Source organism: Streptomyces sp. NPDC018029 (assembly GCF_044327655.1).
Taxonomy (GTDB): Bacteria; Actinomycetota; Actinomycetes; order Streptomycetales; family Streptomycetaceae; genus Streptomyces.
In genome coordinates this window covers 90,802-114,844 of the sequence record NZ_JBIRFV010000009.1, presented here as the reverse complement: position 1 = coordinate 114,844, position 24,043 = coordinate 90,802, and the positions used below count along the sequence as shown (strand labels likewise).

Below are 24,043 nucleotides of genomic sequence, written 5' to 3'. Positions count from 1 at the left end.
TCCCCCCTGGTCGAGCGCAGCCGAGAGCTTGGGGGAGGGTGGGCACAGCCCCCGGTGCCGAGCGCCGATGACGGAGGCCCCAACCGAAGCGAGGCACCCCCCGCCGAAGCGCTCCTGCTGGGCCTCGCGGCAGGCGACGCCGCAGGCTGGCCCGCCGCCAGACACCGCGCCGCGCGCATGCCGGAGTGGACACGAAGACTCACCCGCGAACTCGACACCTTCGCCGAGCAGAACGCCACGACCACCCTCCCCGTCCCCATCGCCCTGAACCAGTCCCCCGAACCCCTCCGCCTCGGCCCCTCGGACGACGCCGAATGGGCGGCCTTCACCGCCGAGTCCCTGCTCCGCGCCGCGGACGGCACCCTCAGCGCCGCCCTGAGCCCGGACCGCCGCGTCCGCGCGGCGCTCGACCTCTCCTGGAACACCCTCGCCGCCGAGATCGCCGCCGCCGCGGCCCGCGCCCCCGAGGTCGAGTCCGCGGTCCTCCCGCTGCGCGCCCGCATCTCCGTCCGCGCGGGCCTCGGCAACCTCGCCGCGGGGCTGCGCCCGCCCGCCACCGGCCACGACAACCCGCACTACTTCGACGACGCGGCCTGCGTACGCGCCTGCGTGCTGGCCCTTGTCCACCCCGGCGACCCCGAACGGGCCGCCGCGCTCGCGGAGTTCGACGCCCGCTACACCCAGGACGGCGACGGCACGCACGGCGCCCGCGCGATGGCCGCCGCGCTCTCGGCCGCGCTCGCGGGGGCCGACGTCGACGCCGCGGTGGAGCGCGCGCTCGACCAACTCCCGGAGCACACGGAGATCGGCAGGAACGCCCGGCACGCCGTGAAGACGGCCCGCGCCCAGGCGGACGACGGCGCCTTCGCCCTCGTACCACTCCTGGAGCACCAGATCGTCGACCACGTCTACAGCTACGGCATCGCCGCGGCCGAGACCGTGCCGGTCGCCCTCGCCCTGGCCACCGCCGCGCGCGGCCGCATCCGGGATGCGGTGCCCGCCGCCGCGTGCCTGTCGCGCGTCGCGGACTCGGCGCCCGCGCTCGCGGGGGCGCTCACCGGCGTCCTCGGCACGGCGGCCGCGATCCCCGGGGCCTGGCGGGACGCCTGCCGCACCCTCTCGGGCTGTGCGCTGCCCCGTCTCGCGGGCACCGACCTGGTGGAACTCGCCGGTCACCTGGCAGACACGGAACTGGCCACTCCAGGTGGACAATTCCGACATGACGACCATGACGCCACGTCCTGAGACGCCACGAACCGAGCTGTCCCTGTCCGACCGCATCGCGGGCAGCCTCGTCGGAGCCGCGGTCGGCGACGCGCTCGGCGGGCCCGTCGAGGGGTACGCGCCCGAACAGATCACCGAGCGGCACGGGGGCCGCGTGCACGGCATCGTCGGCCCATGGAACGGCGACGACTGGCGTACGGCCCGCCCCATCGCGCCGTACCACAAGGGCGACGGGCACGTCACCGACGACACCCTCATGACGCACGCGCTCGTCCGCGTGTACGCGGCGGTCCGCGACCACCTCGACGCGTACGCCGTGGCCGACCACCTCGTCCCCGACCTGATGACGACCCCGCGCTGGATCCCCGAGCTGGAGGCCGACGCGCTCCCCCTGCACCGGATCTTCCTCGCCGAGAAGTGGCTCGTCGCCCGTCTCCACTACGGCCACGTCGACCCGCGCGAGGCCGGTGCGGGGAACATCGTCAACTGCGGCGCGGCGATGTACATGGCGCCGGTCGGCCTGGTCAACGCCGCGAACCCGCGGGCCGCGTACGCCGAGGCCCTCGACATCGCGGGCGCCCACCAGTCCTCGTACGGCAGGGAGGCCGCGGGTGTCTTCGCGGCGGCCGTGGCGGCGGCCTGTGCGCCCGGCGCCACCGCGGACTCCGTGGTCGGGACCTGCCTGTCCCTGGCGAAGGACGGGACGCGCGCGGCGATCGAGGCGGTGGCCGAAGTCGCCGCGCGGCACCGTGACTTCGAGACGGCCCTGGCTCCGGTCCGGGCCGCCGTCGCCCCCTTCGACACGGTCGGCCCGGACTACCGCGCCCCGTCCCTTGGCGCCCGCCGCCCCTCCCGCCTGCACTCCGTCGAAGAGCTCCCCGTGGCCCTCGGCATGCTCCTGGTCGGCGAGGCCGACTACCGCCGCACCGTGCTCGGGTCGGTCAACTACGGCCGCGACTGCGACTCCATCGCGACGATGAGCGGCGCGATCGTGGGCGCGCTGCGCGGCGCGGAGGCGGTCCCCGCCGACTGGGCCAAGCGGGTCGCCGAGGCCAGCCGCCTCGACCTGCACGCCCCGGCGACCGTGCTCACGGCGGTGGCCGAGGAGGTCTTCGCCCGTGACGTACGCCGGCGCCGCGCCCACGAGTCCGCGTTCGCGGCCCTGACGGCCGACCGGTGATCCGCCTGACGTGGGTCCAGCCGGAGGACCTGATCGGCCACGAACTCCGCCAGGCGGAACAGGAGGGCCGCGACATCACGGCGGCCCGCGCCCGCTGGCTCGCCGCAGGCGGCCACCTGCCCCCACCCCGCGCGGGTACGTCTCCCTCCCCCGCCCCGCCACACCTCCGCGCACTCGCGAACCAACTCCTCGACGAGCTGGACCGGTTGGCCCCGCCGGAGGCAGCCGCGCCACGCCGAGCACCTGTCAGTGACGCTCCCGTCCCGGCCGACCTGCGGTCCCGCCTCCACGCCGCCTGGCTCGGCAGAGCCGCGGGCTGCCTCCTCGGCAAACCGGTGGAGAAACTCCCCCTGGAAGGCATCCGCAGCCTCGCACGGGCAACGGGCAACTGGCCCCTGCACACCTGGTTCACCGAACGGGGCGTCCCGCCCGGGCTCAGCGCGGCGTACCCCTGGAACAGGCGTTCCGCGCCGACCTCCCTCGCCGAGAACATCGACGGCATGCCCGAGGACGACGACCTCAACTACCCCCTCCTGAACCTGCTCCTCATCCAGCGCCACGGAAAGGACTTCACCACCGAGGACGTGGCACGGCTCTGGCTCGACGAGCTCCCCGCCGGCCGCACCTTCACCGCCGAGCGCGTCGCCTACCGCAACCTCCTCCAGGGCATCGAACCCCCGCACACCGCCACCCACCACAACCCGTTCCGCGAGTGGATCGGCGCCCTGATCCGCGCCGACATGCACGGCTGGACCAACCCCGGGGCCCCCGGCGCGGCCGCCGCACAGGCCCGCAGGGACGCGGCCTTGACCCACACGGCGAACGGCGTGCACGGCGCCGAGTTCGCGGCGGCCACGATCGCCGCGGCGGCGGGCGGCACCGCCGACGTCCACACCTGTCTGCGGGCCGGCCTGTCCGTCGTACCGGCCGATTCGCGCCTGGCCGAAGCCGTCCACCATGCCGTTCAACTGGCCTACGACACAAGCGACTTCGATGACGTCGTCGACCGCCTCCACGCGCGCTACGCCACCCACCACTGGGTCCATGTCATCCCCAACGCCGCTCTCCTCGCCGCCGCCCTCACCCACGCCGACGGCGACTTCACCGGCTCCGTCACCCGCGCCGTCTCCGGCGGCTGGGACACCGACTCCAACGGCGCCACCGCCGGATCGGTCGCGGGCCTGCTCGCCGGCCGCCCCGACGCGCTCCCCGACCGCTGGACGGCACCCCTGAAGAACCGGCTCGCCACCTCTGTGGGCGACTTCGACGGCATCGGCTTCGACACCCTCGCAGACCTCACCACCGCACTCACCGCCCGGGAGGCACCCCGCCCATGAGCCCCACGCCCCACATCGCCGTCCTCGGCAGCGCCAACATGGATCTCGTCGCGTACGTCGCCGAGGCGCCGCGCCGCGGCGAGACCGTGACCGGCCGCGAATTCCGCACCGCGCCCGGCGGCAAGGGCGCCAACCAGGCCGTCGCGGCGGCCCGCGCGGGCGCCACCGTCACCCTGATCGGCGCGGTCGGCACCGACGCCCACGGCAGCACGATCCGCTCCGGCCTGGAGCACTCCGGCGTCGACACGGACCTCCTGCGCACCGTCGAGACGCCCACCGGCACCGCGCACATCGTCGTCGACGACGAGGGCGGCAACGCGATCGTCGTGATCCCCGGCGCCAACGGCACCGTCACCGCCCTCGGCCCCGGCGACGAGGGCCTGATCGCCTCCGCCGACGCCCTGCTGCTCCAGTTGGAGGTGCCACTGGAAGGGGTCATCGCCGCCGCACGGGCCGCCCGGCGCCACGGCGTCCGCACCGTCCTCACCCCCGCCCCGGCCCAGCCTCTGCCTTCCGAACTCCTCGCCGCCATCGACCTGTTGCTGCCCAACGAACACGAGGCCGCCGCCCTCACCGGCATCGCCGACGACCCACGGGCCGCCGCCGGGGCCCTGCTCTCCCAGGTGCCCGAGGTCGTCATCACCCTCGGCTCGCGCGGCAGCCTGTACGCGGCGCGCGGCACCGAACCGATCACCGTTCCCGCCCAGCAGGTCGCCGCGGTCGACACCACCGGCGCGGGCGACACCTTCGCGGGCACCCTCGCCGTGGCGCTCGCCGAGGGCAACTCACCGCCCGACGCGCTCCGTTGGGCGACATCGGCGGCGGCGCTCGCCGTGCAGCGCCCGGGGGCCTCGTCGTCCATGCCGTACCGCAAGGAGATCGACAGGGCCGCCGGGCAGCCGGGTGCCGCGTCATGACCGCCCCCCTCACCGGCCTCCGCGTCCTCGACCTCGCCACCCTCTTCGCGGGCCCCCTCGCCGCCACGATGCTCGGCGACTTCGGCGCCGAGGTCATCAAGGTCGAGCACCCCTCGCGCCCCGACCCGTCCCGCGGCCACGGCCCCTCGAAGGACGGGGTCGGTCTGTGGTGGAAGCTGCTCGGCCGCAACAAGCGCACGATGACCCTCGACCTGTCGACGCCCGGCGGCCGCGAGACCCTGCTGCGCCTGGCCGCCACCGCCGACGTGATCGTCGAGAACTTCCGCCCCGGCACCCTGGAGAAGTGGGACCTGGGCTGGCCCGAGCTGCACGCCGCCAATCCCCGCCTGGTCCTGACCCGCGTCACCGGCTTCGGCCAGTTCGGGCCGTACGCCCGCCGCCCCGGCTTCGGCACGCTCGCCGAGGCGATGAGCGGCTTCGCCGCGATCACCGGGGAGCCGGAGGGGCCGCCGACCCTGCCGCCGTTCGGCCTCGCCGACTCGATCGCGGGCCTGGCGACGGCGTACGCGGTGATGACGGCCCTCGCGGCCCGCGACCGCACGGGCGAGGGCCAGGTCGTCGACATGGCGATCATCGAGCCGATCCTCACGGTCCTCGGCCCCCAGCCGCTCTGGTACGACCAGCTGGGCCACGTACAGCCCCGCACCGGCAACCGCTCCACGAACAACGCGCCGCGCAACACCTATCGCACGGCGGACGGGAGTTGGGTCGCCGTCTCCACCTCCGCCCAGTCGATCGCGGAACGCCTGATGCGCCTGGTCGGCCGCCCCGACCTGATCGCGGAGCCGTGGTTCGCCACCGGCGCGGACCGGGCGCGCCACGCCGACGTCCTCGACGAGGCGGTCGGCGGCTGGATCGCCCGGCACACCCGCGCCGAGGTGATCGAGGCGTTCGAGAAGGCGGAGGCCGCGGTCGCTCCCATCCAGGACGTACGCGACGTCATGACCGATCCCCAGTACGCGGCCCTCTCCACCCTCACCACGGTCGACGACCCGGAACTCGGCCCGCTGCGCATGCAGAACATCCTCTTCCGCCTCTCCGCGACCCCCGGCGCGATCCACTGGGCGGGCCGCCCGCACGGCGCCGACACGGACGCCGTCCTGACCGAACTCGGCCTGACCGAACGGGAGATCACCACCCTGCGCAAGGAGGGCGCGCTGTGACCGTCCACTCCCCCCTGACCTGGCTGTACGTGCCCGGGGACCGGCCCGAGGTGGTCGCCAAGGCCCTGACCGCTGGCGCCGACGCGGTGATCGTCGACCTGGAGGACGCGGTCGCCCCCGACCGCAAGGAGTACGCGAGAGCGGCGACGGCCGAACTGCTCTCCGAGCCCCGGCCGTCCCCTGTCCCCGTCCACGTCCGCGTGAACGCCCTGGACGGCCCGCTCGCCGAGGTCGACCTCCGCGCCCTCGCCCCGCTCCCCGGCCTCGCGGGCCTGCGCCTGCCCAAGGTCACCTCGCGCGCCGAGGTCATCCGCGTCGCCGAGCGCGCGGTGCCCGCCGACGGCGGCGCCCTCGCCCTCCACGCGCTCGTCGAGTCGGCGCTCGGCCTGGAACACGCCTACGCCATCGCCACCGCGCACCCGGCCCTGCGCGGCATCTCCCTCGGCGAGGCCGACCTCCGCGCGGACCTGGGGATGCGCGAGGAGACGGGCCTCGACTGGGCGCGCTCCCGGGTGGTGGTGGCCGCGCGGGCGGCGGGCCTGGCCCCGCCCGCGCAGTCGGTCCACCCGGACATCCGTGACCTGGACGGGCTCGCCGCCTCCTGCGCCCGGGGCCGCGCCCTCGGCTTCCTCGGCCGCGCGGCGATCCACCCCCGTCAGCTCCCGGTCATCGAGCGGGCCTATCTCCCCACCGCGGAAGAGATCGAGCGGGCGGAGGAGATCACCAAGGCGGCCGCGACGGACGAGGGCGCCCTGGCGCTGCCGGACGGCCGCTTCGTGGACAAGGCGGTGGTGGAGGGCGCGCGGCGCGTCCTGGCGCTGGCCCACAGGGTGTGACCGCCCACGCGAAGGGCCGCCGGATCACCCGATCCGACGGCCCTTCACCATGCATGCGCGTCCGAGGAGCGAGCCTCAGCTCTTCGGCTCGGCCGAGGACTTCGCCCCGTCGGCGGAGTCCTTCTCGCCCTCGGGCTTGCTCTCGGACTCCTTCTCGGCCTCGGCGTCCGTCTCGCCCTTGGTGAGCTTCACGGAGTCACCGCCGTCGACCGCGGGCTCGGCGCCCGGCTCGACGATCTCCTCGCGTCCGGGGCGGGTCTTCGCCGACACCACGAAGTAGACGACCGCCAGGAGGAAGACCACGATGGCGGTCCACACGTTCAGCCGGAGGCCGAGCACGTGGTGCGCGTCGTCGACCCGCATGTACTCGATCCAGCCGCGCCCGGCGCAGTACGAGGCGACGTACAGCGCGAACGCCCGGCCGTGTCCGAGCTTGAAGCGGCGGTCGGCCCAGATGACCAGGACGGCGACGCCGATGCACCACAGCGACTCGTACAGGAAGGTGGGGTGGTAGGTGCCGGGGACCCGCCCGTCCTCGGCGGACGTGATCTTCAGCGCCCAGGGCACGTCCGTGGGCTTGCCGTACAGCTCCTGGTTGAACCAGTTGCCCCAGCGGCCGATGGCCTGCGCGAGGGCGATGCCGGGGGCCAGCGCGTCGGCCCAGGCCGGCAGCGGGATGCCGCGGCGGCGGCAGCCGATCCAGGCGCCGACGGCACCGAGCGCGATCGCGCCCCAGATGCCGAGGCCGCCCTCCCAGATCTTGAAGGCGTCCACCCAGTCACGGCCGTCGCTGAAGTACAGCTGGTAGTCCGTGATCACGTGGTAGAGACGCCCGCCGACGAGGCCGAACGGCACGGCCCACACGGCGATGTCGGCCACGGTGCCTGACCGGCCCCCGCGAGCGATCCACCGCTTGTTGCCGAGCCAGACGGCTACGAAGACGCCGATGATGATGCAGAACGCGTAGCCGCGCAACGGGATGGGTCCTAGTTCGACCACACCGCGCGACGGACTGGGAATGAAGGCAAGGTCCATGACACGACCGACGCTATCGTGCCGGGCGTCGGGGGCGGCAACCGGTCCGGCTACGGGTGCATAACAGGAGGGCCGCCGCCCCCGGGTGTCACGAGCGGTTCGCCGCTTCCACCAGTTGCTTCAGCTTCTGGGGCGTCAGCGGCTTCTGCGGGTCCCCGAAGATGTCCTTGCCGTCGAGCTTCACGGTGGGGGTGCCGCGCAGCTTCGCGTCCTGGAAGGCCTTGTTGGACTTGTCGACCCAGCTGTCGTGCGTGCCGTCCTCGACGCACTTCTTGAAGGAGTCGGTCACCAGTCCGTCGACCTCACCGGCGAGCTCGATCAGCCTGCTGTTCTTGCCGAACGCGTCGTCGGGCTCCGGGGGCTGGTTCTTGAAGAGCACGTCGTGGTACGGGGTGAACTTGCCGGCGTCCTGGGCGCAGGCCGCGGCGTTGGCCGAGCGGCGGGAGCCGCTGCCGCCCATGTTCCCGTCGATGAGGGTGGCCAGGTGGTACTCCACCTTGAGCTGCCCCTTGTCGGCGAGCTCGTGGATCGTCGAGCGGAAGCCGTCCTCGAACTGCTTGCAGGCCGGGCAGCGGAAGTCCTCCCAGATGGTGAGGGTCGACTTGGCGCTGTCCTTGCCGACGGGGATCGTCGGCCCGTCCTTGTCGCCCGCGCCCTTGGGCGCGACCACCGGTCCCGCCGCGTCGCTCTTGTCGTCGCCGGCATTGGCGGCGAGCAGCCCCACCACGGCGGCGAGGCCGAGGACACCGACCACCGCGGCGCTCACGATCAGCGCCCTGCGCCGCTTGTCGCGGGCCTTCTGCCGCTCTCGCTCTGCCGCCATCCGCGCGCGGGCCGATCGCTTTTCCTCACGGTTCTTCTCGCTCACACCCCGCCAAACGAACCGGGGAGGCGCGAGCGCGCCTCCCCGGTCCAGGTCCACCCGTACGAGTTACGCCTTGCCGCGGACCCCGTCGGCGAGCTCACCGGCGAGGGCGCGCACGGCGGCCAGCCCCGCGGCCTCGTCCGGCGCGTCGAGCATCCGCTGCACGAAGGCGGAGCCGACGATCACTCCGTCGGCGAAGCCCGCGACCTCGGCGGCCTGGCGGGCGTTGGAGACGCCGAGGCCGACGCAGACCGGCAGGTCCGTGGTGGCCTTGGTGCGCCGCACCAGGTCCTGCGCCTGCTCGCCGACGGACTCGCGGGTGCCGGTGACGCCCATCAGCGAGGCCGCGTAGACGAAGCCGGAGCCCGCCGCGGTGATCGTGGCGAGCCGCTCGTCCTTGCTGCTCGGCGCGACGACGAAGACCGTCGCCAGGTCGTGCTTCGCGGCGTGCTCCCGCCACAGCGCCGACTCCTGGACGGGCAGGTCGGGCAGGATGCAGCCCGCGCCGCCCGCCTCGGCGAGCTCGGCCGTGAAGCGCTCCACGCCGTAGCGGTCGATCGGGTTCCAGTACGTCATGACGAGCACCGGCTTGCCGGTCGCCTCGTGGGCCTCGCGGACGGTGCGCATGACGTCGCGGATCTTGAGGCCGCCGCGCAGCGCGATGTCGTCGGCGGTCTGGATGACCGGGCCGTCGAGCACCGGGTCGGAGTGCGGCAGGCCGACCTCGACGACGTCCGCGCCGCCCTCGAAGACCGCCTTGACGGCCGCGATGCCGCCGTCGACGGTGGGGAAGCCCGCGGGCAGGTAGGCGATGAGGGCGGACCGGCCCTCGGCCTTCGCGGCCGCGAGGGTCTCGTCCAGCAGTTTGACGTTGCCGCTCACTTGGCGTCCCCCTCGATCTCAGCGCCGGTTCCGGCCTCGTCGGCCTCGACGGCGGCGTCCGTGTCGTACAGGCCGAAGTAGCGTGCGGCCGTGTCCATGTCCTTGTCGCCGCGCCCGGAGAGGTTGACGACGATCAGCCCGTCCCTGCCGAGCTCCTTGCCGACCTCCAGGGCCCCGGCGAGCGCGTGGGCGCTCTCGATGGCGGGGATGATGCCCTCGGTCCTGGAGAGCAGCCGCAGGGCCTGCATGGCCGCGTCGTCGGTGACCGCGCGGTACTCGCCGCGGCCGCTGTCCTTGAGGTAGGCGTGCTCGGGGCCGATGCCGGGGTAGTCGAGGCCCGCCGAGATCGAGTAGGGCTCGGTGATCTGGCCCTCCTCATCCTGGAGGACGTAGGAGCGGGAGCCGTGCAGGATGCCCGGCTCGCCCGCGGTCAGGGTGGCCGCGTGCTCGCCGGTCTCGATGCCGTGTCCCGCGGGCTCGCAGCCGATGAGGCGCACGTCCGCGTCCGGGATGAAGGCGTGGAAGAGGCCGATGGCGTTGGAGCCGCCGCCGACGCAGGCGACGGCGGCGTCGGGCAGGCGCCCGGCGCGCTCCAGGATCTGGCGGCGGGCCTCGACGCCGATGACGCGGTGGAAGTCGCGGACCATGGCGGGGAAGGGGTGCGGTCCCGCGACGGTCCCGAAGAGGTAGTGGGTCCTGTCCACGTTGGCCACCCAGTCGCGGAACGCTTCGTTGATGGCGTCCTTCAGGGTGCGGCTGCCGGACTTCACGGCGACGACCTCGGCGCCGAGCATCCGCATGCGGGCCACGTTCAGGGCCTGGCGCTCGGTGTCGATCTCGCCCATGTAGATGGTGCATTCGAGGCCGAAGAGCGCGCAGGCGGTGGCCGTGGCGACGCCGTGCTGTCCCGCGCCGGTCTCGGCGATGACGCGGGTCTTGCCCATGCGCTTGGTGAGCAGGGCCTGCCCGAGCACGTTGTTGATCTTGTGCGAGCCGGTGTGGTTCAGGTCCTCGCGCTTGAGGAAGACGCGGGCGCCGCCGGCGTGTTCGGCGAAGCGGGGCACCTCGGTGAGGCTGCTGGGCCGCCCGGTGTAATTGACGAGCAGGTCGTCGAGCTCGCGGGCGAACTCCGGGTCGCTCTTCGCCTTGTCGTACTCGACGGCGACCTCGTCCACGGCGGCGACGAGGGCCTCCGGGATGAATTTCCCGCCGAAGGCGCCGAAGTACCCTTCGGCGCTGGGGATGTGACCCTCCGGGTCGGGGATGAAGTACTCGCTGGGCATGGCTGGATCCTTGTCAAGAACGGCGATGACAACGGGTGCTGGCGCGCCCCGTCAGGGGCGCGGGGAACTGCGCGACAAGCCCACGACGGGCCGCGGTCGCGACGAAACCCTGGCCGGCAACGGCGCGAGGGCTTTTCAGCTCAGGCGCCGCCCTGCCATCGCATCCCAGGAATCTGCCCCGGCTCCGAGCCGATGTGATACCGCACGCGCCTGCCCCGCACGCGGCGTGCGGGGGCCCGGCAGCCGCGGGGGCGGCAGCCGGGTGCGAGGCGGGCGGAGATCGGCATGGGGAGGAGTCAGCTCCGCCCGTGCCGGAGCGCCGGGTGCGTGCCCGCGGCGACCAGGTCGGAGACCGCGCCCTTCGGGTCGCGGCCGGTCACCAGGGACTCGCCCACGAGCACCGCGTCGGCGCCCGCGTTGGCGAAGGCGATCAGGTCGTGCGGTCCGCGCACACCGGACTCGGCGATCTTGACGACGCTGTCCGGCAGCTCGGGGGCGACCCGCTCGAAGGTGGAGCGGTCGACCTTGAGGGTCTTGAGGTCGCGGTTGTTGACGCCGATGACCCGCGCGCCCGCGTCCACGGCACGCTCCGCCTCGTCCTCGTCGTGCACCTCGACGATCGGCGTGAGGCCGATCGATTCGGCACGCTCGATCAGGGACTCCAAGGCGGGCTGCTCCAGGGCGGCCACGATCAGGAGCGCGAGGTCGGCGCCGTACGCCCGGGCCTCCCACAGCTGGTACGAGGTGACGATGAAGTCCTTGCGGAGCACCGGGATGTCGACCTTGGCGCGGACGGCCTCCAGGTCGGCGAGCGAGCCGCCGAAGCGGCGCTCCTCGGTGAGCACGGAGATGACGGCCGCGCCGCCCGCCTCATAGTCGGCGGCGAGACCCGCCGGGTCGGCGATCGCGGCGAGCGCGCCCTTGGAGGGGCTGGAGCGCTTCACCTCGCAGATGACCTTGACGCCGTCGCCGCGCAGGGCCGCCGCGCCGTCCTTGGCCGCGGGAGCCTTGGCCGCACGCTCCTTGAGCTCGTCGAGGCTGACGCGTGCCTGCCGCTCCGCGAGGTCGGCACGGACTCCGTCGATGATCTCGTCGAGCACACTCACGCGAGCGGCCCCCTTCCCTGACGGTTGAGCTGACGTTCAAGCTGGTCACTGCGATGGTATCCGCAGGAGGGCGAAGGCCTCGCATCCGGTTGACAGGCGTCCCACGACCTGGACACGCACCACCCGTCCGGCCTGCACTTTCAGGGATGCAGCCAGGACCCGAACGGCAGATTCCGTACGACGGTGAAGAGCGCCACCAGGACGCCGACGCCCCACAGCTGCAGCGGCCCCGGCTCGATCCGCACGGGCCGCCCGCGCACTGTCCTGACCACCCACACGGTCCACACCACGGCGAAGAGGACGTATCCGGCGACGGCGAGCGCGTTGGCGCCGAGGGCCGCCGTGAGGTCGCCGTGGATGAAGGCGTGGGCGCTGCGCAGGCCGCCGCAGCCGGGGCAGTAGATGCCGGTGAGGCGCAGCAGCGGGCAGGCGGGGTAGTGGCCGGGTTCGTTCGGGTCGACGGCGCCGACGTACGCGAAGGCGGCGGCGACGGAGGCGAGCACGCCGGCCGGCACGAGCAGGCGGGTCAGGACGGCGGGCGCGGCGCTTCCGGGTTCGGCGGTCACCCGTGCATTCTGCCGCGTGCCCGGGTGCGGCGCCCGGTCGCCCGGCCGGGGTGTCCGGGCCCGGACATGCGAAAGAGGCGGTTCCGGCACCTGCCGGACCGCCTCTTCTCGTACAGCTCGTATGTCCCGTACGGCGAGGTCAGCTCTTGGCGCCCGCGGCCTGGCGGTGCGGACGCTTCTGCGAGCCCAGGCCCATGAGGTGCATGACGCCGCCCACGAGGCCGCCGATCGCGATGATGGCCATGCCGGCCCAGAAGCCGGGCACGTTGGCCATCACCATGAAGGCGCCCGCGACGCAGAAACCGACGAAGGCGATGATGGAACCGGTCCAGGCGGCCGGGGTGTGTCCGTGGCCTGTCGCCATGAAAATGCTCCTTGTTGCTGTGTGCGCGGTGGTGGCTGCGGAGCCCACCGCGCGGCGGACGCTCGCTGACATTGTCCCGTACCCGCGCGTATGCCCCGAGCGCGGGGGGTCATGTTCGGTGGGAGCGGTGGCTCACGTTCCGCGGGTGGGGTCCTCGCCGCGGTCGAGGGCCTTCCACAGCTCCTCGGGGCGCTCGGGGTCCGCGACGCGGCGCGTCTTGCGGGGGCTCGGCGAGCCGTCGCGTTCGTAGCGTCCGGACATCGCGGGCCAGGAACGGCCGTACGTGAGGGCGAGGAGCCCGGCGAGCAGGATGAGGACGCCCGCGGCGGCCGCGGCGTACGGCCAGCCGGTGTGGCTCAGGTCGCCGATGGTGGCGGCGGCGTCGCCGGAGGCCGTGGCGGCCTTCTCGTCGAGCGCGTCCTTGTCGTCGGCGCCGAGCAGGGCGGCGGCGACGATGCCGCCGCCGCTGAGCGTGAGCAGCAAGGAGACGAGGAAGCGTCCGGCGCGGCGGACCGCGAAGACCGCGACGAGCGCGGCGAGGCCCACTATGGCGAGGGCCGCGGGCACGCCGGTGACGTCGCTGCCCTTGGCGGTCAGCGGCAGCTCGCCGCCGGCCACCGACGCGGTGCCGTGGGCCCAGTCCTGGCGGGAGGCGAGCAGGGCGAGGGCCGCGCCGACGGCGCCGAGCAGCAGCGCGGCGGCGATGCTGCGCCGGCTGCTGCGCTGGGCGCGGCTCTCGGACGCGGCCTCGGTACGGGGCGGAGGTACGGCAGAAGTCACCCGTCCACTATCCCTCACGGCTCGAACGGTCGTGCAGCCGGTTCGCCGTGTGGATGGCGCGCAGCACGGCGGCGGCCTTGTTCCGGCACTCGGTGTCCTCGGCGACGGGGTCGGAGTCGGCGACGACCCCGGCTCCGGCCTGCACGTATGCCGTGCCGTCGCGGAGGAGGGCGGTGCGGATGGCGATGGCGGTGTCGGAGTCGCCCGCGAAGTCGAGGTAGCCGACGCAGCCGCCGTACAGGCCGCGCCGGGACGGTTCGAGCTCGTCGATGATCTGCATCGCGCGGGGCTTGGGGGCACCGGAGAGGGTGCCCGCCGGGAAGCAGGCGGTGAGGACGTCGAAGGCGGTGCGGCCCCCGGCGACCTGCCCGGTGACCGTCGACACGATGTGCATGACGTGGGAGTACTTCTCGATGGACATGAAGTCGACGACCTCGACGGAGCCCGGCTCGCAGACCCGGCCCAGGTCGTTGCGGCCCAGGTCGACGAGCATCAGGTGCTCGGCGCGCTCCTTGGGGTCGGCGAGCAGTTCGTCGGCGAGGGCCTGGTCCTCCTGCGGGGTGGCGCCGCGGTGCCGGGTCCCGGCGATGGGGTGGACCATGGCGCGCCCGTCCTCGACCTTGACGAGGGCCTCGGGCGAGGAGCCGACCACGTCGAACGCCTCCCCGTCCCCGTGGGGGAACCGGAAGAGGTACATGTACGGCGACGGGTTGGTGGCGCGCAGCACGCGGTAGACGTCCAGCGCCGTCGCGGTGCACGGGGTCTCGAAGCGCTGCGAGGGCACGACCTGGAAGGCCTCGCCGGCCCGGATGCGTTCCTTGATGTCCTCGACGGCTTCCTGGTACTGCTCGCCGCCCCACAGGGCGGTGTACTCGGGGAGCTCGGAGGGCGGCAGGGCGGCCGGGGGCTGGGAGACGGGCCGGGAGAGGTCGGCCTCCATGGCGTCGAGGCGGGCGACCGCGTCGGCATACGCCTCGTCGACCCCGGTCTCCAGGTCGTTGTGGTTGATCGCGTTGGCGATCAACAGGACCGAGCCGTCCCAGTGGTCGAGGACGGCGAGGTCGCTGGTGAGGAGCATGGTCAGCTCGGGCAGGTTCAGGTCGTCCCGGTCGCCGGGGCCGATCTTCTCCAGGCGGCGCACGATGTCGTAGCCGAGGTAGCCGACCATGCCGCCGGTGAAGGGCGGCAGGCCGTGGGCGCTGACGACGTCGCGCGGGGTGTGCAGTATCCCGATGGTGGCGCGCAGCGCGGCGAGCGGGTCGCCGGAGGTGGGCACGCCGACGGGCGGGGTGCCGAGCCAGTGGGCCTCGCCGTCGCGGACGGTGAGGGCGGCGGCGCTGCGGACGCCTACGAAGGAGTAGCGGGACCACGACCGGCCGTTCTCCGCGGATTCGAGGAGGAACGTGCCGGGGCGTTCGGCGGCGAGCTTGCGGTAGAGCCCGACGGGGGTGTCGCCGTCCGCGAGGAGCTTGCGGCTGACGGGGATGACGCGGCGGTCGGTCGCGAGCTTGCGGAAGGTCTCGAGGTCCATGGCAGGACCCTACTGACCGGGCGCGGGCGCGCCGGGCACGGGAAGTACGGGCAGCACGTCGGTGTCGAAACAGGTGCGGGTGCCGGTGTGGCAGGCCGCGCCGACCTGGTCGACCTGGACGAGGACGGTGTCCGCGTCGCAGTCGAGCGCCACCTCCTTGACGTACTGGAAGTGGCCGGACGTGTCGCCCTTGACCCAGTACTCCTGGCGGCTGCGCGACCAGTAGGTGCAGCGCCCGGTGGTGAGGGTGCGGTGCAGCGCCTCGTCGTCCATCCAGCCGAGCATCAGCACCTCACCGGTGTCGTACTGCTGGGCGATGGCGGGGACGAGGCCGTCGGCGCTGCGCCTGAGGCGCGCGGCGATCTCCGGGTCGAGGCTGCTGCTGGGCGGGGGCACGCTGGTCATGGGCCCATTGTGCCGCCCTTCCCGGCCCCTTCGGCCGGGCGTCCACTGTGCGGACCGGTGGCACGGTCGTAGGCTGGCTGGTATGTCGACCCATGCGAAGCGTGAACGACTTCTTCTCGCCGACCTGTTGGAGGCGGAGGGGCCCGAGGCGGCCACTCTGTGCGAGGGCTGGAAGACCCGTGACCTCGCGGCCCACGTGGTGGTGCGCGAGCGCCGCGCGGACGCGGCGGGCGGGCTGCTGATCAAGCAGCTGGCCGGGCGCCTGGAGCGGGTGCAGGCCGAGTTCGCCGCGAAGCCGTACGAGGAGCTGATCCAGCTCATCCGGACGGGTCCGCCGCGTTTCTCGCCCTTCGCCCTGAAGCAGGTGGACGAGGCGTCGAACGCCGTCGAGTTCTACATCCACACCGAGGACGTGCGCCGCGCGCAGCCCGACTGGACGCCGCGCGAGCTCGACCCGGTCTTCCAGGACGCCCTGTGGTCCCGTCTTGAACGCACGGCCCGCCTGGTGGGCCGCAAGTCACCGGTGGGCCTGGTCCTGCGCCGCCCGGACGGCCGGACGGCGGTGGCGCACCGGGGCGTGCCGGTGGTGACGGTGACCGGTGAGCCGTCCGAGCTGCTGCTGTTCGCGTACGGCAGGCAGGAGGTCGCCGACGTCGGTCTCGACGGCGACAAGGAGGCGATCGCCACGCTGCACGAATCGAAGCAGCTGGGCCTCTGAGCGGTGCTGTTCGGCTGAATGGTGCTGTTCGGCTGAACAGCGCTGCTCAGCGCGGGAGTTCAGCGCGGCGCAGGGAGCGGGCGCAGAGGCCGATGACGCCTCCGGCCGCACTCAGCGCCGCGCTCGCGGCGAACACGGGTCCGGCGCCCCAGGCGCCGATCGCCGCGCCCGCGACGGGGTAGCTCAGCGGGGCGACGCCCACGGTGAAGAACGTGAACACGGACGTGACGCGGCCGAGGTAGGCGGGGTCCGTCACCGTCTGGACCAGGGTGCCGATGACAGCGCCGCCGAGGCCGGTGAGCAGGCCGACGCAGAGCCCGGCCGCCGTCGCGGTCACGACGGAGGGGACGAAGGCGATCGCGCCCAGGGCGACCGAGCCGCCGATCACCGCCCAGGACAGGACGAGCCCCGCGCGCGGGACGCGGCCGCGCACGGCGATGAGGAGGGCGGCGCACCCGGCGCCGACGCCGAACCCGGCGAGCATCCAGCCCTGGCCGGTGGCGCCCCAGCCGCGCTCCTCGGCGAGCAGGACGAGCCCGATGTTGGCGGGCCCGGTGAAGCCCAGCTCCACGACCGCGGCCGTGACGACCAGCGGGGCGAGGACGCGGTGCCCGCGGATGTAGCGCAGGCCGTCGACGAGCTGCCGCCGGGCCGGTTCCGTGCGCCCCGCCGCCTCGTCCGGGGCGAGGTCCCGGACGCGTACGGCGAGGAGCAGCACGAGCGACACGGCGAACAGCGCCCCCGCCGCGCCGAACCCCGCCACCGGCCCGCCCGCCGCCACCGCGAGCCCGCCCAGCGGCGCCCCGGTCACGGTGGCGACGCGCTGTGCGAGCCCCCGCATGCCCTGCACGCGGCCCAGCTGGCCCGGCGCTGTGATGCGCGGGGGGAGCGCGCCGACGCTCGGCAGGAAGAGGGCGTCGACCGCGCCGAAGACGAGGGCGAGGGCCGCGAGCGGCCAGATCCCGGGCGTGGACACCAGGAGCAGCACGGTCACCGCGAGGATCACCGCGCAGCGCACCGCGTCGCTGCCGATGACGACGCGGCGCGGCCCGAAGCGGTCGGCGACGACTCCCCCGCCCAGCATGAGCGCGGCGCGCGGGACGGCCCCGACGGCGAGCACGAGGCCCGCCTGTGCGGGGCTGCCGCTGCGGGTGGCGGCCCAGGACAGCGCGAGGAAGTAGACGCTGTCGCCGACCATCGAGGCGGTGTAGGCGCTCAGCCAGCGCAGGACGTTGCCGTCGCGGTGGGCGGGGCGCTCGGTGACGGGCGTGGATATCGCGGCGGTGGTCACGGGACGCCCTCTCAGAGCCGGAAGGGGAAGCTGGCCAGGTGCACGGCGACGTTCTCGCGGTTCTCGGTGTCGCCGGCCGCCTCGGCTGCCTTCCCGCGCTCCTCGTACGTCCTGACCAGTGCGTGGATCTCTTCGTTCAGCGCCTTCAGTTCGGCGGGGTTCAGCCGGGCGAGGAAGTCCGACTGGTCCGCCGCCGTGCGCCACTCGGCGCCCCAGGCCGCCTGCTGGTCCAGATAGGTCTCGTACTGCTCCCTGCGGTGGGCGATCAGGCCGCGGAGGACGGCCGCGTGGGTGGCCGCTCCTTCCGGCGTGTCCTTGAAGTCCTCGTGGCGGAAGCTGAGGGTGTCCTGCGCGGCCTGCCACCAGCGCTCCCGCGCGTCCTCGCTCTGCGTCTCGGCCTCCTCGATGAGGCCGTGCTCGGCGAGCTTGCGCAGGTGGTAGCTGACGAGTGAGACGGCCTCGTCGACCTGCGCGGCGAGGTGCGAGGCAGTCGCGGGGCCGCCCACGCGCAGCGTGCCGTACAGCTTCATCCGCAGGGGGTGCCCGAAGGCCTTGAGGGTGCCGAGGTCCGTGATCCGGCGACGGTTCTCCATGCGCTCACCCTAGATACGAAAGGAAAGTTGCACAATAATTTTTGCGCAACGAATCTTTCGCATCTCGCCAAGACAGTGCCGCCACGGCACGAGGCCGTGGCGGCAGAGACTTTGCCCATGGGCAGGCAGCGGCTGCCTAGCGAACGGGGTGCCCCGCCTCCCGCAGCGTCTCCTTGACCTCGCCGATCCGCAGATCCCCGAAGTGGAAGACCGAGGCCGCGAGCACCGCGTCCGCGCCCGCCCCGATGGCCGGCGGGAAGTGCTCCAGACGGCCCGCGCCGCCGGAGGCGATCACCGGGACGGTGACGTGCTTGCGCACCGCCGAAATCATCTCGATGTCGTAGCCGTCCTTCGTGCCGTCGGCGTCCATCGAGTTGAGCAGGATCTCGCCCGCGCCGAGCTCGGCGGCCCGGTGCGCCCACTCGACGGCATCGATGCCGGCGGACTCGCGGCCGCCGTGGGTGGTGACCTCGAAGCCGCCCGACGCCGTCCTGCGCGCGTCGACCGACAGGACGAGCACCTGGCGTCCGAACCGCTCCGCGATCTCGCGGATCAGGTCGGGACGGGCGATCGCCGCCGTGTTGACGCCGACCTTGTCCGCGCCCGCCCGCAGCAGCTTGTCCACGTCCTCGGCGGTGCGCACGCCGCCGCCCACCGTGAGCGGGATGAAGACCTGCTCGGCGGTGCGGCGGACCACGTCGTACGTCGTCTCGCGGTTGCCGGAGGACGCGGTGATGTCCAGGAAGGTCAGCTCGTCGGCGCCCTCGGCGTCGTACACCTTGGCCATCTCGACGGGGTCGCCCGCGTCGCGCAGGTTCTGGAAGTTGACGCCCTTGACGACGCGGCCGTTGTCCACGTCGAGGCAGGGGATCACGCGTACCGCGAGCGTCATGCGGGGGCTCCTCGGTAGGCTTCCAGTTCCACTTCGACCAGGATGCGCGAGTCGACGAAGCCGGAGACGACCACCATGGTCATCACCGGGCGCACGGAGTCGAAGACCTCCTTGTGCGCACGCCCCACCGCGTCGACGTCCCGCGCGTGGGTGATGAGGAGACGCACGGCGGTCACGGAGTCGGGGCCGAGCCCGAACTCGCCGATCGCCGCCAGCGCGTTGTCGATGGCGACCCGCGTCTGCTCGTAGGGGTCGCCCTCGCCGTAAAGGATGTCGCCCTTGAAGGACGTGGTGCCGCCGACCACCACCCGGTCGCCCGCCTCGACGGCCCGGGCGAAGCCGAAGGCCTCCTCCCAAGGGCTGCCGCTCTGCACTCGTCGTACGCCACTCATCGGGACACGGCCTCCAGCGCTTCCTCCAGCGTGAACGCCTTCGCGTACAGCGCCTTGCCGACGATCGCGCCCTCGACGCCGAGCGGGACGAGCTCGGAGATGGCACGCAGGTCGTCCAGGCTGCTCACGCCGCCGGAGGCGACCACGGGACGGTCCGTCGCCGCGCACACGTTCTTCAGGAGCTCCAGGTTCGGGCCCTGCAGCGTGCCGTCCTTGGCGATGTCGGTCACCACATAGCGCGCGCAGCCCTCGCCGTTCAGGCGCTCCAGGGTTTCGTAGAGGTCCCCGCCGTCGCGGGTCCAGCCGCGGCCGCGCAGCGTCGTGCCGCGCACGTCGAGGCCGACCGCGATCTTGTCGCCGTGCTCGGCGATGACCTTGGCGACCCACTCGGGGGTCTCCAGGGCGGCGGTGCCGAGGTTGACGCGGGTGCAGCCGGTGGCGAGCGCGGCGGCCAGCGAGGCGTCGTCGCGGATGCCGCCGGACAGCTCGACCTTGATGTCCATCGCGCCCGCGACCTCGGCGATCAGCTCACGGTTGTCGCCGGTGCCGAACGCCGCGTCCAGGTCGACCAGGTGCAGCCACTCGGCGCCCGACCGCTGCCAGGCGAGGGCGGCCTCCAGCGGGGAGCCGTAGGAGGTCTCCGAGCCGGACTCGCCGTGGACGAGGCGTACGGCCTGGCCGTCGCGGACGTCGACGGCGGGAAGGAGTTCGAGGGTGCTCACAGGGTTCCGATCCAGTTGGTGAGGAGCTGGGCGCCGGCGTCGCCGGACTTCTCGGGGTGGAACTGGGTGGCGCTCAGGGCGCCGTTCTCGACGGCCGCCACGAAGGGCTCGCCGTGCGTGGACCAGTGCACGTACGGGGCGCGCATCGCGGGGTTCGCGACTTCCAGGGTCCAGGCGTGCACGGCGTAGGAGTGCACGAAGTAGAAGCGGGCGTCGTCGTCCAGGCCCTTGAAGAGCGGGGATCCGGCGGAGGCCTGGACCGTGTTCCAGCCCATGTGCGGGACGATCTCGGCCTTCAGCGGTTCGACCGTGCCCGGCCACTCATCCAGGCCCTCGGTCTCCACGCCGTGCTCGATGCCGCGCGCGAAGAGGATCTGCATGCCGACGCAGATGCCCATGACAGGACGGCCGCCGGCGAGGCGGCGTCCGACGATCCAGTCGCCGCGCGCCTCCTTCAGGCCCTGCATGCAGGCGGCGAACGCGCCGACGCCGGGCACGAGCAGGCCGTCGGCGTTCATGGCCCTGTCGTAGTCACGGGTGATCTCGACGTCGGCGCCCGCGCGCGCGAGGGCGCGCTCGGCGGAGCGGACGTTTCCGAAGCCGTAGTCGAAGACGACGACCTTCTTGGGAGAGCTCATGTCGCGTACTCCTCCCGTCAGTTCCAGTAGTCGAGCCGCAGGATGCCCGCGGCCAGGCACATCGCGGCGCCGATGGAGAGGAGCGTGATCAGGCTCTTCGGCATGCCCTGCTTGACGAAGGAGATGATGCCGCCGATCAGGAAGAGCCCGACGACGATGAGGATGGTGTTGAGACCGGTCATGGGTTTACAGCGCGCCCTTCGTGGACGGAAGGATGCCGGCCGCGCGCGGGTCGCGCTCGGAGGCGTAACGCAGCGCGCGGGCCAGGGCCTTGAACTGGCACTCCACGATGTGGTGGGCGTTGCGGCCGTACGGCACGTGGACGTGCAGCGCGATCTGGGCCTGCGCGACGAAGGACTCCAGGATGTGCCGGGTCATCGTCGTGTCGTACTCGCCGATCATCGGCGCCATCTTCTCGGGCTCGGTGTGCACCAGGTACGGACGGCCGGAGAGGTCGACCGTCACCTGGGCGAGCGACTCGTCCAGCGGGACGGTGCAGTTGCCGAAGCGGTAGATGCCGACCTTGTCGCCGAGCGCCTGCTTGAAGGCGGCGCCCAGCGCGAGCGCGGTGTCCTCGATGGTGTGGTGCGAGTCGATGTGCAGGTCGCCCTCGGTCTTGACCGTGAGGTCGAAGAGGCCGTGGCGGCCGAGCTGGTCGAGCATGTGGTCGTAGAAGCCGACGCCGGTCGACACGTCGACCTTGCCGGTGCCGTCGAGATCGATCTCGACGAGGACCGACGTCTCCTTCGTGGTGCGTTGGACCCGTCCTACGCGGCTCATGCGTCCTGCTCCTTCTTGAGTTCGCGTACCGCATCGAGGAACGCGTCGTTTTCGTCGGGGGTTCCGGTGGACACGCGGAGCCGGCCGGGCACTCCGTTGTCGCGGACCAGGACGCCCCGGTCGAGGATCTTCTGCCACACCTCATGAGCGTCCGGGAACCGCCCGAACTGCACGAAGTTGGCGTCGGAGTCGGTCACCTCGTAGCCCATCGCGCGCAGCTCGGTGACCAGGCGGTCGCGCTCGGCCTTGAGCTGCTCGACGTATCCGAGGAGGGTGTCCGTGTGTTCAAGGGCGGCCAGCGCGGTGGCCTGCGTGACGGCCGACAGGTGATACGGCAGGCGTACGAGCTGCACCGCGTCGACGACCGCGGGGGCGGCGGCGAGGTAGCCGAGGCGCAGCCCGGCGGCGCCGAACGCCTTCGACATGGTGCGGGAGACGATGAGGTGCGGGCGCCCCTCGAGCAGCGGGAGCAGCGAGTCGCCGTGGCTGAACTCGACGTACGCCTCGTCGATGACCACCATGGACGGCTTCGCGGCCTGGGCGGCTTCGTACAGGGCGAGGACCGCCTCGGCCGGGACGGCGTTGCCCGTGGGGTTGTTGGGCGTCGTGATGAAGACGACGTCGGGCTGGTGCTCGGCGATGGCCTTCGTGGCCGCCTCGACGTCGATGCTGAAGTCGTCGTGGCGGGGGCCGGAGATCCAGCCGGTGCCGGTACCGCGCGCGATGAGGCCGTGCATCGAGTACGAGGGCTCGAAGCCGATGGCCGTGCGGCCGGGCCCGCCGAAGGTCTGCAGGAGCTGCTGGATGACTTCGTTCGAGCCGTTGGCCGCCCAGACGTTGGCCACGGTGACCTCGTGCCCGCCGGTGCGGGTGAGGTAGCGCGCCAGCTCGGTGCGGAGCTCCACGGCGTCCCGGTCGGGGTAGCGGTTGAGGTCGCGGGCGGCCTCGCGCACCCGCTCGGCGATGCGCTCGACGAGCGGCTCGGGGAGCGGGTACGGGTTCTCGTTGGTGTTCAGGCGTACGGGCACGTCGAGCTGGGGCGCGCCGTAGGGGGACTTGCCGCGCAGCTCGTCACGGACGGGCAGGTCGTCGATGCGTACGTCGCTCACTGGCCCGGCACCTTCCATCCGAACCTCGCCTTGATCGCCGCGCCGTGCGCGGGCAGGTCCTCCGCCTCGGCGAGCGTCACCACGTGGTGCGCGACGTCCGCGAGGGCCTCGCGGGTGTAGTCCACGATGTGGATGCCGCGCAGGAACGACTGGACGGACAGGCCCGAGGAGTGGCAGGCGCAGCCGCCGGTGGGCAGGACGTGGTTGGAGCCCGCGCAGTAGTCGCCGAGGGAGACGGGCGCCCAGGGGCCGACGAAGATCGCGCCCGCGTTCTTGACGCGTCCGGCGACGGCGGTGGCGTCGGCGGTCTGGATCTCCAGGTGCTCGGCGCCGTACGCGTCGACGACCCGCAGGCCCTCCTCCAGGCCGTCGACCAGGACGATCGCGGACTGGCGGCCGCTCAGCGCGGGGACGATCCGGTCCTCGACGTGCTTGGTGGCGGCGACCTGCGGCGCCAGCTCCTTCTCGACCGCGTCCGCGAGCGCCACCGAGTCGGTGACGAGGACGGCGGCCGCGAGCGGGTCGTGCTCGGCCTGGCTGATCAGGTCGGACGCGACGTGCGCCGGGTCGGCGGTGTCGTCGGCGAGGACCGCGATCTCGGTCGGGCCCGCCTCGGTGTCGATGCCGATGCGGCCGGTGAAGTAGCGCTTGGCGGCCGCGACCCAGATGTTGCCGGGGCCCGTGACCATGTTGGCGGCGGCGCAGGTCTCGGTGCCGTACGCGAACATGGCGACGGCCTGGGCCCCGCCGACCGCATACACCTCGTCGATGCCGAGGAGGGCGCAGGCGGCGAGGATCGTCGGGTGGGGCAGGCCGCCGAAGTCGGCCTGCGGCGGGGACGCGAGCGCCATCGACTCGACGCCCGCCTCCTGCGCCGGCACGGCGTTCATGATCACGGAGGAGGGGTAGACGGACCGGCCGCCCGGGGCGTAGAGCCCGACGCGCTCGACGGGCACCCACTTCTCGGTGACCTTGCCGCCGGGAACGACTTGGACGGTGTGCGGGGCGCGGCGCTGCTCGCGGTGGACGGCGCGGGCGCGGCGGATGGACTCCTCCAGGGCCGCGCGCACGGCCGGGTCGAGGCCCGCCAGGGCCTCGGTGAGCGCGGCCGCGGGGACGCGGACCTGGTCCAGGCGCACGCCGTCGAACTTCTCCGCGTACTCGATCAGCGCCGCGTCGCCACGATGATGCACGTCCTCGCAGATGGGCCGCACCTTCTCCAGGGCGGCCGCGACGTCGAAGTCGGCACGGGGCAGCAGGGCGCGCAGGGCGGCCCCCGACGGAAACTCCGTGAGGGCATCGCCGCGCAGATCGATTCGAGAGATCACATGGCCAATTCTCTCAGACCTTCTTTCGACGTCGGTCGCCCGTATCACTGACTGATATGAGCCACGGAAGACCGTGTTCACCCCT

General features: G+C 73.0%; 28 protein-coding genes. 7 read left to right on the top strand and 21 right to left on the bottom strand.

Translation table 11 applies throughout. The annotated features are described in order from the left end of the window. Positions 1-54: 54 nt before the first annotated feature. The 6 genes from ACH4D5_RS26965 to ACH4D5_RS26940 are packed head-to-tail and all read left to right on the top strand — an operon-like array spanning position 55 to position 6,678. Positions 55-1,245 (top strand): ADP-ribosylglycohydrolase family protein, encoded by a 1,191-nt coding sequence (locus ACH4D5_RS26965; RefSeq protein WP_398307302.1) that lies wholly within the window; start codon positions 55-57, stop codon positions 1,243-1,245. Next, on the top strand, positions 1,229-2,404 hold the full coding sequence (locus tag ACH4D5_RS26960; protein WP_398307803.1) for an ADP-ribosylglycohydrolase family protein: 1,176 nt from the start codon (positions 1,229-1,231) through the stop codon (positions 2,402-2,404). Before ACH4D5_RS26965 ends, ACH4D5_RS26960 begins: the two co-directional genes overlap by 17 nt. Then, positions 2,401-3,741, top strand: coding sequence for an ADP-ribosylglycohydrolase family protein (locus ACH4D5_RS26955; protein WP_398307300.1), 1,341 nt, complete (start codon positions 2,401-2,403; stop codon positions 3,739-3,741). Before ACH4D5_RS26960 ends, ACH4D5_RS26955 begins: the two co-directional genes overlap by 4 nt. Further along, entirely contained in the window at positions 3,738-4,658 is a 921-nt protein-coding gene (gene rbsK / locus ACH4D5_RS26950) for a ribokinase (RefSeq protein ID WP_398307298.1), read from the top strand. The genes ACH4D5_RS26955 and rbsK overlap by 4 nt, the downstream gene beginning before the upstream one ends. Beyond that, positions 4,655-5,842 (top strand): CaiB/BaiF CoA transferase family protein, encoded by a 1,188-nt coding sequence (locus tag ACH4D5_RS26945; RefSeq protein WP_398307296.1) that lies wholly within the window; start codon positions 4,655-4,657, stop codon positions 5,840-5,842. Before rbsK ends, ACH4D5_RS26945 begins: the two co-directional genes overlap by 4 nt. Continuing rightward, entirely contained in the window at positions 5,839-6,678 is an 840-nt protein-coding gene (locus ACH4D5_RS26940; protein ID WP_398307295.1) for an HpcH/HpaI aldolase/citrate lyase family protein, read from the top strand. Before ACH4D5_RS26945 ends, ACH4D5_RS26940 begins: the two co-directional genes overlap by 4 nt. Before the next feature lie 75 nt (positions 6,679-6,753). Here the strand turns inward: ACH4D5_RS26940 and lgt are convergent, their stop codons facing one another. The 11 genes from lgt to hisI all read right to left on the bottom strand — a co-directional run bounded on the left by lgt (position 6,754) and on the right by hisI (position 15,495). Continuing rightward, positions 6,754-7,713 (bottom strand): prolipoprotein diacylglyceryl transferase, encoded by a 960-nt coding sequence (lgt, locus tag ACH4D5_RS26935; RefSeq protein WP_398307293.1) that lies wholly within the window; start codon positions 7,711-7,713, stop codon positions 6,754-6,756. An 88-nt stretch (positions 7,714-7,801) separates the two neighbouring features. Further along, positions 7,802-8,581, bottom strand: a complete 780-nt coding sequence (locus tag ACH4D5_RS26930; RefSeq protein WP_398307291.1) for a DsbA family protein — start codon at positions 8,579-8,581, stop codon at positions 7,802-7,804. A gap of 63 nt (positions 8,582-8,644) precedes the next feature. Next, entirely contained in the window at positions 8,645-9,460 is an 816-nt protein-coding gene (gene trpA, locus ACH4D5_RS26925) for a tryptophan synthase subunit alpha (protein WP_398307289.1), read from the bottom strand. Then, entirely contained in the window at positions 9,457-10,743 is a 1,287-nt protein-coding gene (trpB, locus tag ACH4D5_RS26920; RefSeq protein WP_398307287.1) for a tryptophan synthase subunit beta, read from the bottom strand. The genes trpA and trpB overlap by 4 nt, the downstream gene beginning before the upstream one ends. A gap of 140 nt (positions 10,744-10,883) precedes the next feature. Then, positions 10,884-11,030, bottom strand: a complete 147-nt coding sequence (trpM, locus tag ACH4D5_RS26915) for a tryptophan biosynthesis modulator TrpM (RefSeq protein WP_398307285.1) — start codon at positions 11,028-11,030, stop codon at positions 10,884-10,886. 9 nt (positions 11,031-11,039) lie between these two features. Then, complete coding sequence (gene trpC, locus ACH4D5_RS26910) at positions 11,040-11,849, bottom strand: indole-3-glycerol phosphate synthase TrpC (RefSeq protein ID WP_398307283.1); 810 nt, start codon at positions 11,847-11,849, stop codon at positions 11,040-11,042. 140 nt (positions 11,850-11,989) lie between these two features. Next, entirely contained in the window at positions 11,990-12,415 is a 426-nt protein-coding gene (locus ACH4D5_RS26905; RefSeq protein WP_398307281.1) for a DUF2752 domain-containing protein, read from the bottom strand. Positions 12,416-12,554: 139 nt separating this feature from the next. Beyond that, complete coding sequence (locus ACH4D5_RS26900; RefSeq protein ID WP_398307279.1) at positions 12,555-12,779, bottom strand: HGxxPAAW family protein; 225 nt, start codon at positions 12,777-12,779, stop codon at positions 12,555-12,557. A gap of 132 nt (positions 12,780-12,911) precedes the next feature. Beyond that, positions 12,912-13,559 carry a TIGR02234 family membrane protein gene (locus ACH4D5_RS26895; protein ID WP_398307277.1) on the bottom strand — a complete coding sequence of 216 codons (648 nt, stop codon included), beginning with the start codon at positions 13,557-13,559 and terminating at the stop codon, positions 12,912-12,914. A 7-nt stretch (positions 13,560-13,566) separates the two neighbouring features. Beyond that, positions 13,567-15,090 (bottom strand): anthranilate synthase component I, encoded by a 1,524-nt coding sequence (locus tag ACH4D5_RS26890; RefSeq protein ID WP_398307275.1) that lies wholly within the window; start codon positions 15,088-15,090, stop codon positions 13,567-13,569. A gap of 9 nt (positions 15,091-15,099) precedes the next feature. Continuing rightward, positions 15,100-15,495 (bottom strand): phosphoribosyl-AMP cyclohydrolase, encoded by a 396-nt coding sequence (gene hisI, locus ACH4D5_RS26885; protein ID WP_398307273.1) that lies wholly within the window; start codon positions 15,493-15,495, stop codon positions 15,100-15,102. A gap of 82 nt (positions 15,496-15,577) precedes the next feature. Between hisI and ACH4D5_RS26880 the strand changes: the two genes are divergently transcribed. Further along, a complete protein-coding gene (locus ACH4D5_RS26880) occupies positions 15,578-16,213 on the top strand; it encodes a TIGR03085 family metal-binding protein (RefSeq protein ID WP_398307271.1) in 636 nt (211 codons plus the stop codon). Between the two features lie 46 nt (positions 16,214-16,259). Here the strand turns inward: ACH4D5_RS26880 and ACH4D5_RS26875 are convergent, their stop codons facing one another. The 10 genes from ACH4D5_RS26875 to hisD form a co-directional block, all read right to left on the bottom strand. Then, entirely contained in the window at positions 16,260-17,504 is a 1,245-nt protein-coding gene (locus tag ACH4D5_RS26875; protein WP_398307269.1) for an MFS transporter, read from the bottom strand. An 11-nt stretch (positions 17,505-17,515) separates the two neighbouring features. After that, positions 17,516-18,097, bottom strand: coding sequence for an ArsR/SmtB family transcription factor (locus ACH4D5_RS26870; protein ID WP_398307267.1), 582 nt, complete (start codon positions 18,095-18,097; stop codon positions 17,516-17,518). A gap of 136 nt (positions 18,098-18,233) precedes the next feature. After that, positions 18,234-18,989 (bottom strand): imidazole glycerol phosphate synthase subunit HisF, encoded by a 756-nt coding sequence (hisF, locus tag ACH4D5_RS26865; RefSeq protein WP_398307265.1) that lies wholly within the window; start codon positions 18,987-18,989, stop codon positions 18,234-18,236. Continuing rightward, entirely contained in the window at positions 18,986-19,381 is a 396-nt protein-coding gene (locus tag ACH4D5_RS26860; protein WP_398307263.1) for a RidA family protein, read from the bottom strand. Before ACH4D5_RS26860 ends, hisF begins: the two co-directional genes overlap by 4 nt. Then, complete coding sequence (gene priA, locus ACH4D5_RS26855; RefSeq protein WP_398307261.1) at positions 19,378-20,103, bottom strand: bifunctional 1-(5-phosphoribosyl)-5-((5-phosphoribosylamino)methylideneamino)imidazole-4-carboxamide isomerase/phosphoribosylanthranilate isomerase PriA; 726 nt, start codon at positions 20,101-20,103, stop codon at positions 19,378-19,380. Before priA ends, ACH4D5_RS26860 begins: the two co-directional genes overlap by 4 nt. Beyond that, positions 20,100-20,741: an imidazole glycerol phosphate synthase subunit HisH gene (gene hisH / locus ACH4D5_RS26850; RefSeq protein ID WP_398307259.1), complete on the bottom strand. Its 642-nt coding sequence runs from the start codon at positions 20,739-20,741 to the stop codon at positions 20,100-20,102. The genes priA and hisH overlap by 4 nt, the downstream gene beginning before the upstream one ends. A gap of 17 nt (positions 20,742-20,758) precedes the next feature. Next, positions 20,759-20,923 carry a hypothetical protein gene (locus ACH4D5_RS26845; RefSeq protein WP_055563286.1) on the bottom strand — a complete coding sequence of 55 codons (165 nt, stop codon included), beginning with the start codon at positions 20,921-20,923 and terminating at the stop codon, positions 20,759-20,761. A 4-nt stretch (positions 20,924-20,927) separates the two neighbouring features. Next, positions 20,928-21,521: an imidazoleglycerol-phosphate dehydratase HisB gene (hisB, locus tag ACH4D5_RS26840; protein WP_362992372.1), complete on the bottom strand. Its 594-nt coding sequence runs from the start codon at positions 21,519-21,521 to the stop codon at positions 20,928-20,930. Next, complete coding sequence (locus tag ACH4D5_RS26835; RefSeq protein ID WP_398307258.1) at positions 21,518-22,648, bottom strand: histidinol-phosphate transaminase; 1,131 nt, start codon at positions 22,646-22,648, stop codon at positions 21,518-21,520. The genes hisB and ACH4D5_RS26835 overlap by 4 nt, the downstream gene beginning before the upstream one ends. Continuing rightward, positions 22,627-23,958 carry a histidinol dehydrogenase gene (hisD, locus tag ACH4D5_RS26830; RefSeq protein ID WP_398307256.1) on the bottom strand — a complete coding sequence of 444 codons (1,332 nt, stop codon included), beginning with the start codon at positions 23,956-23,958 and terminating at the stop codon, positions 22,627-22,629. Before hisD ends, ACH4D5_RS26835 begins: the two co-directional genes overlap by 22 nt. Positions 23,959-24,043: the final 85 nt, after the last annotated feature.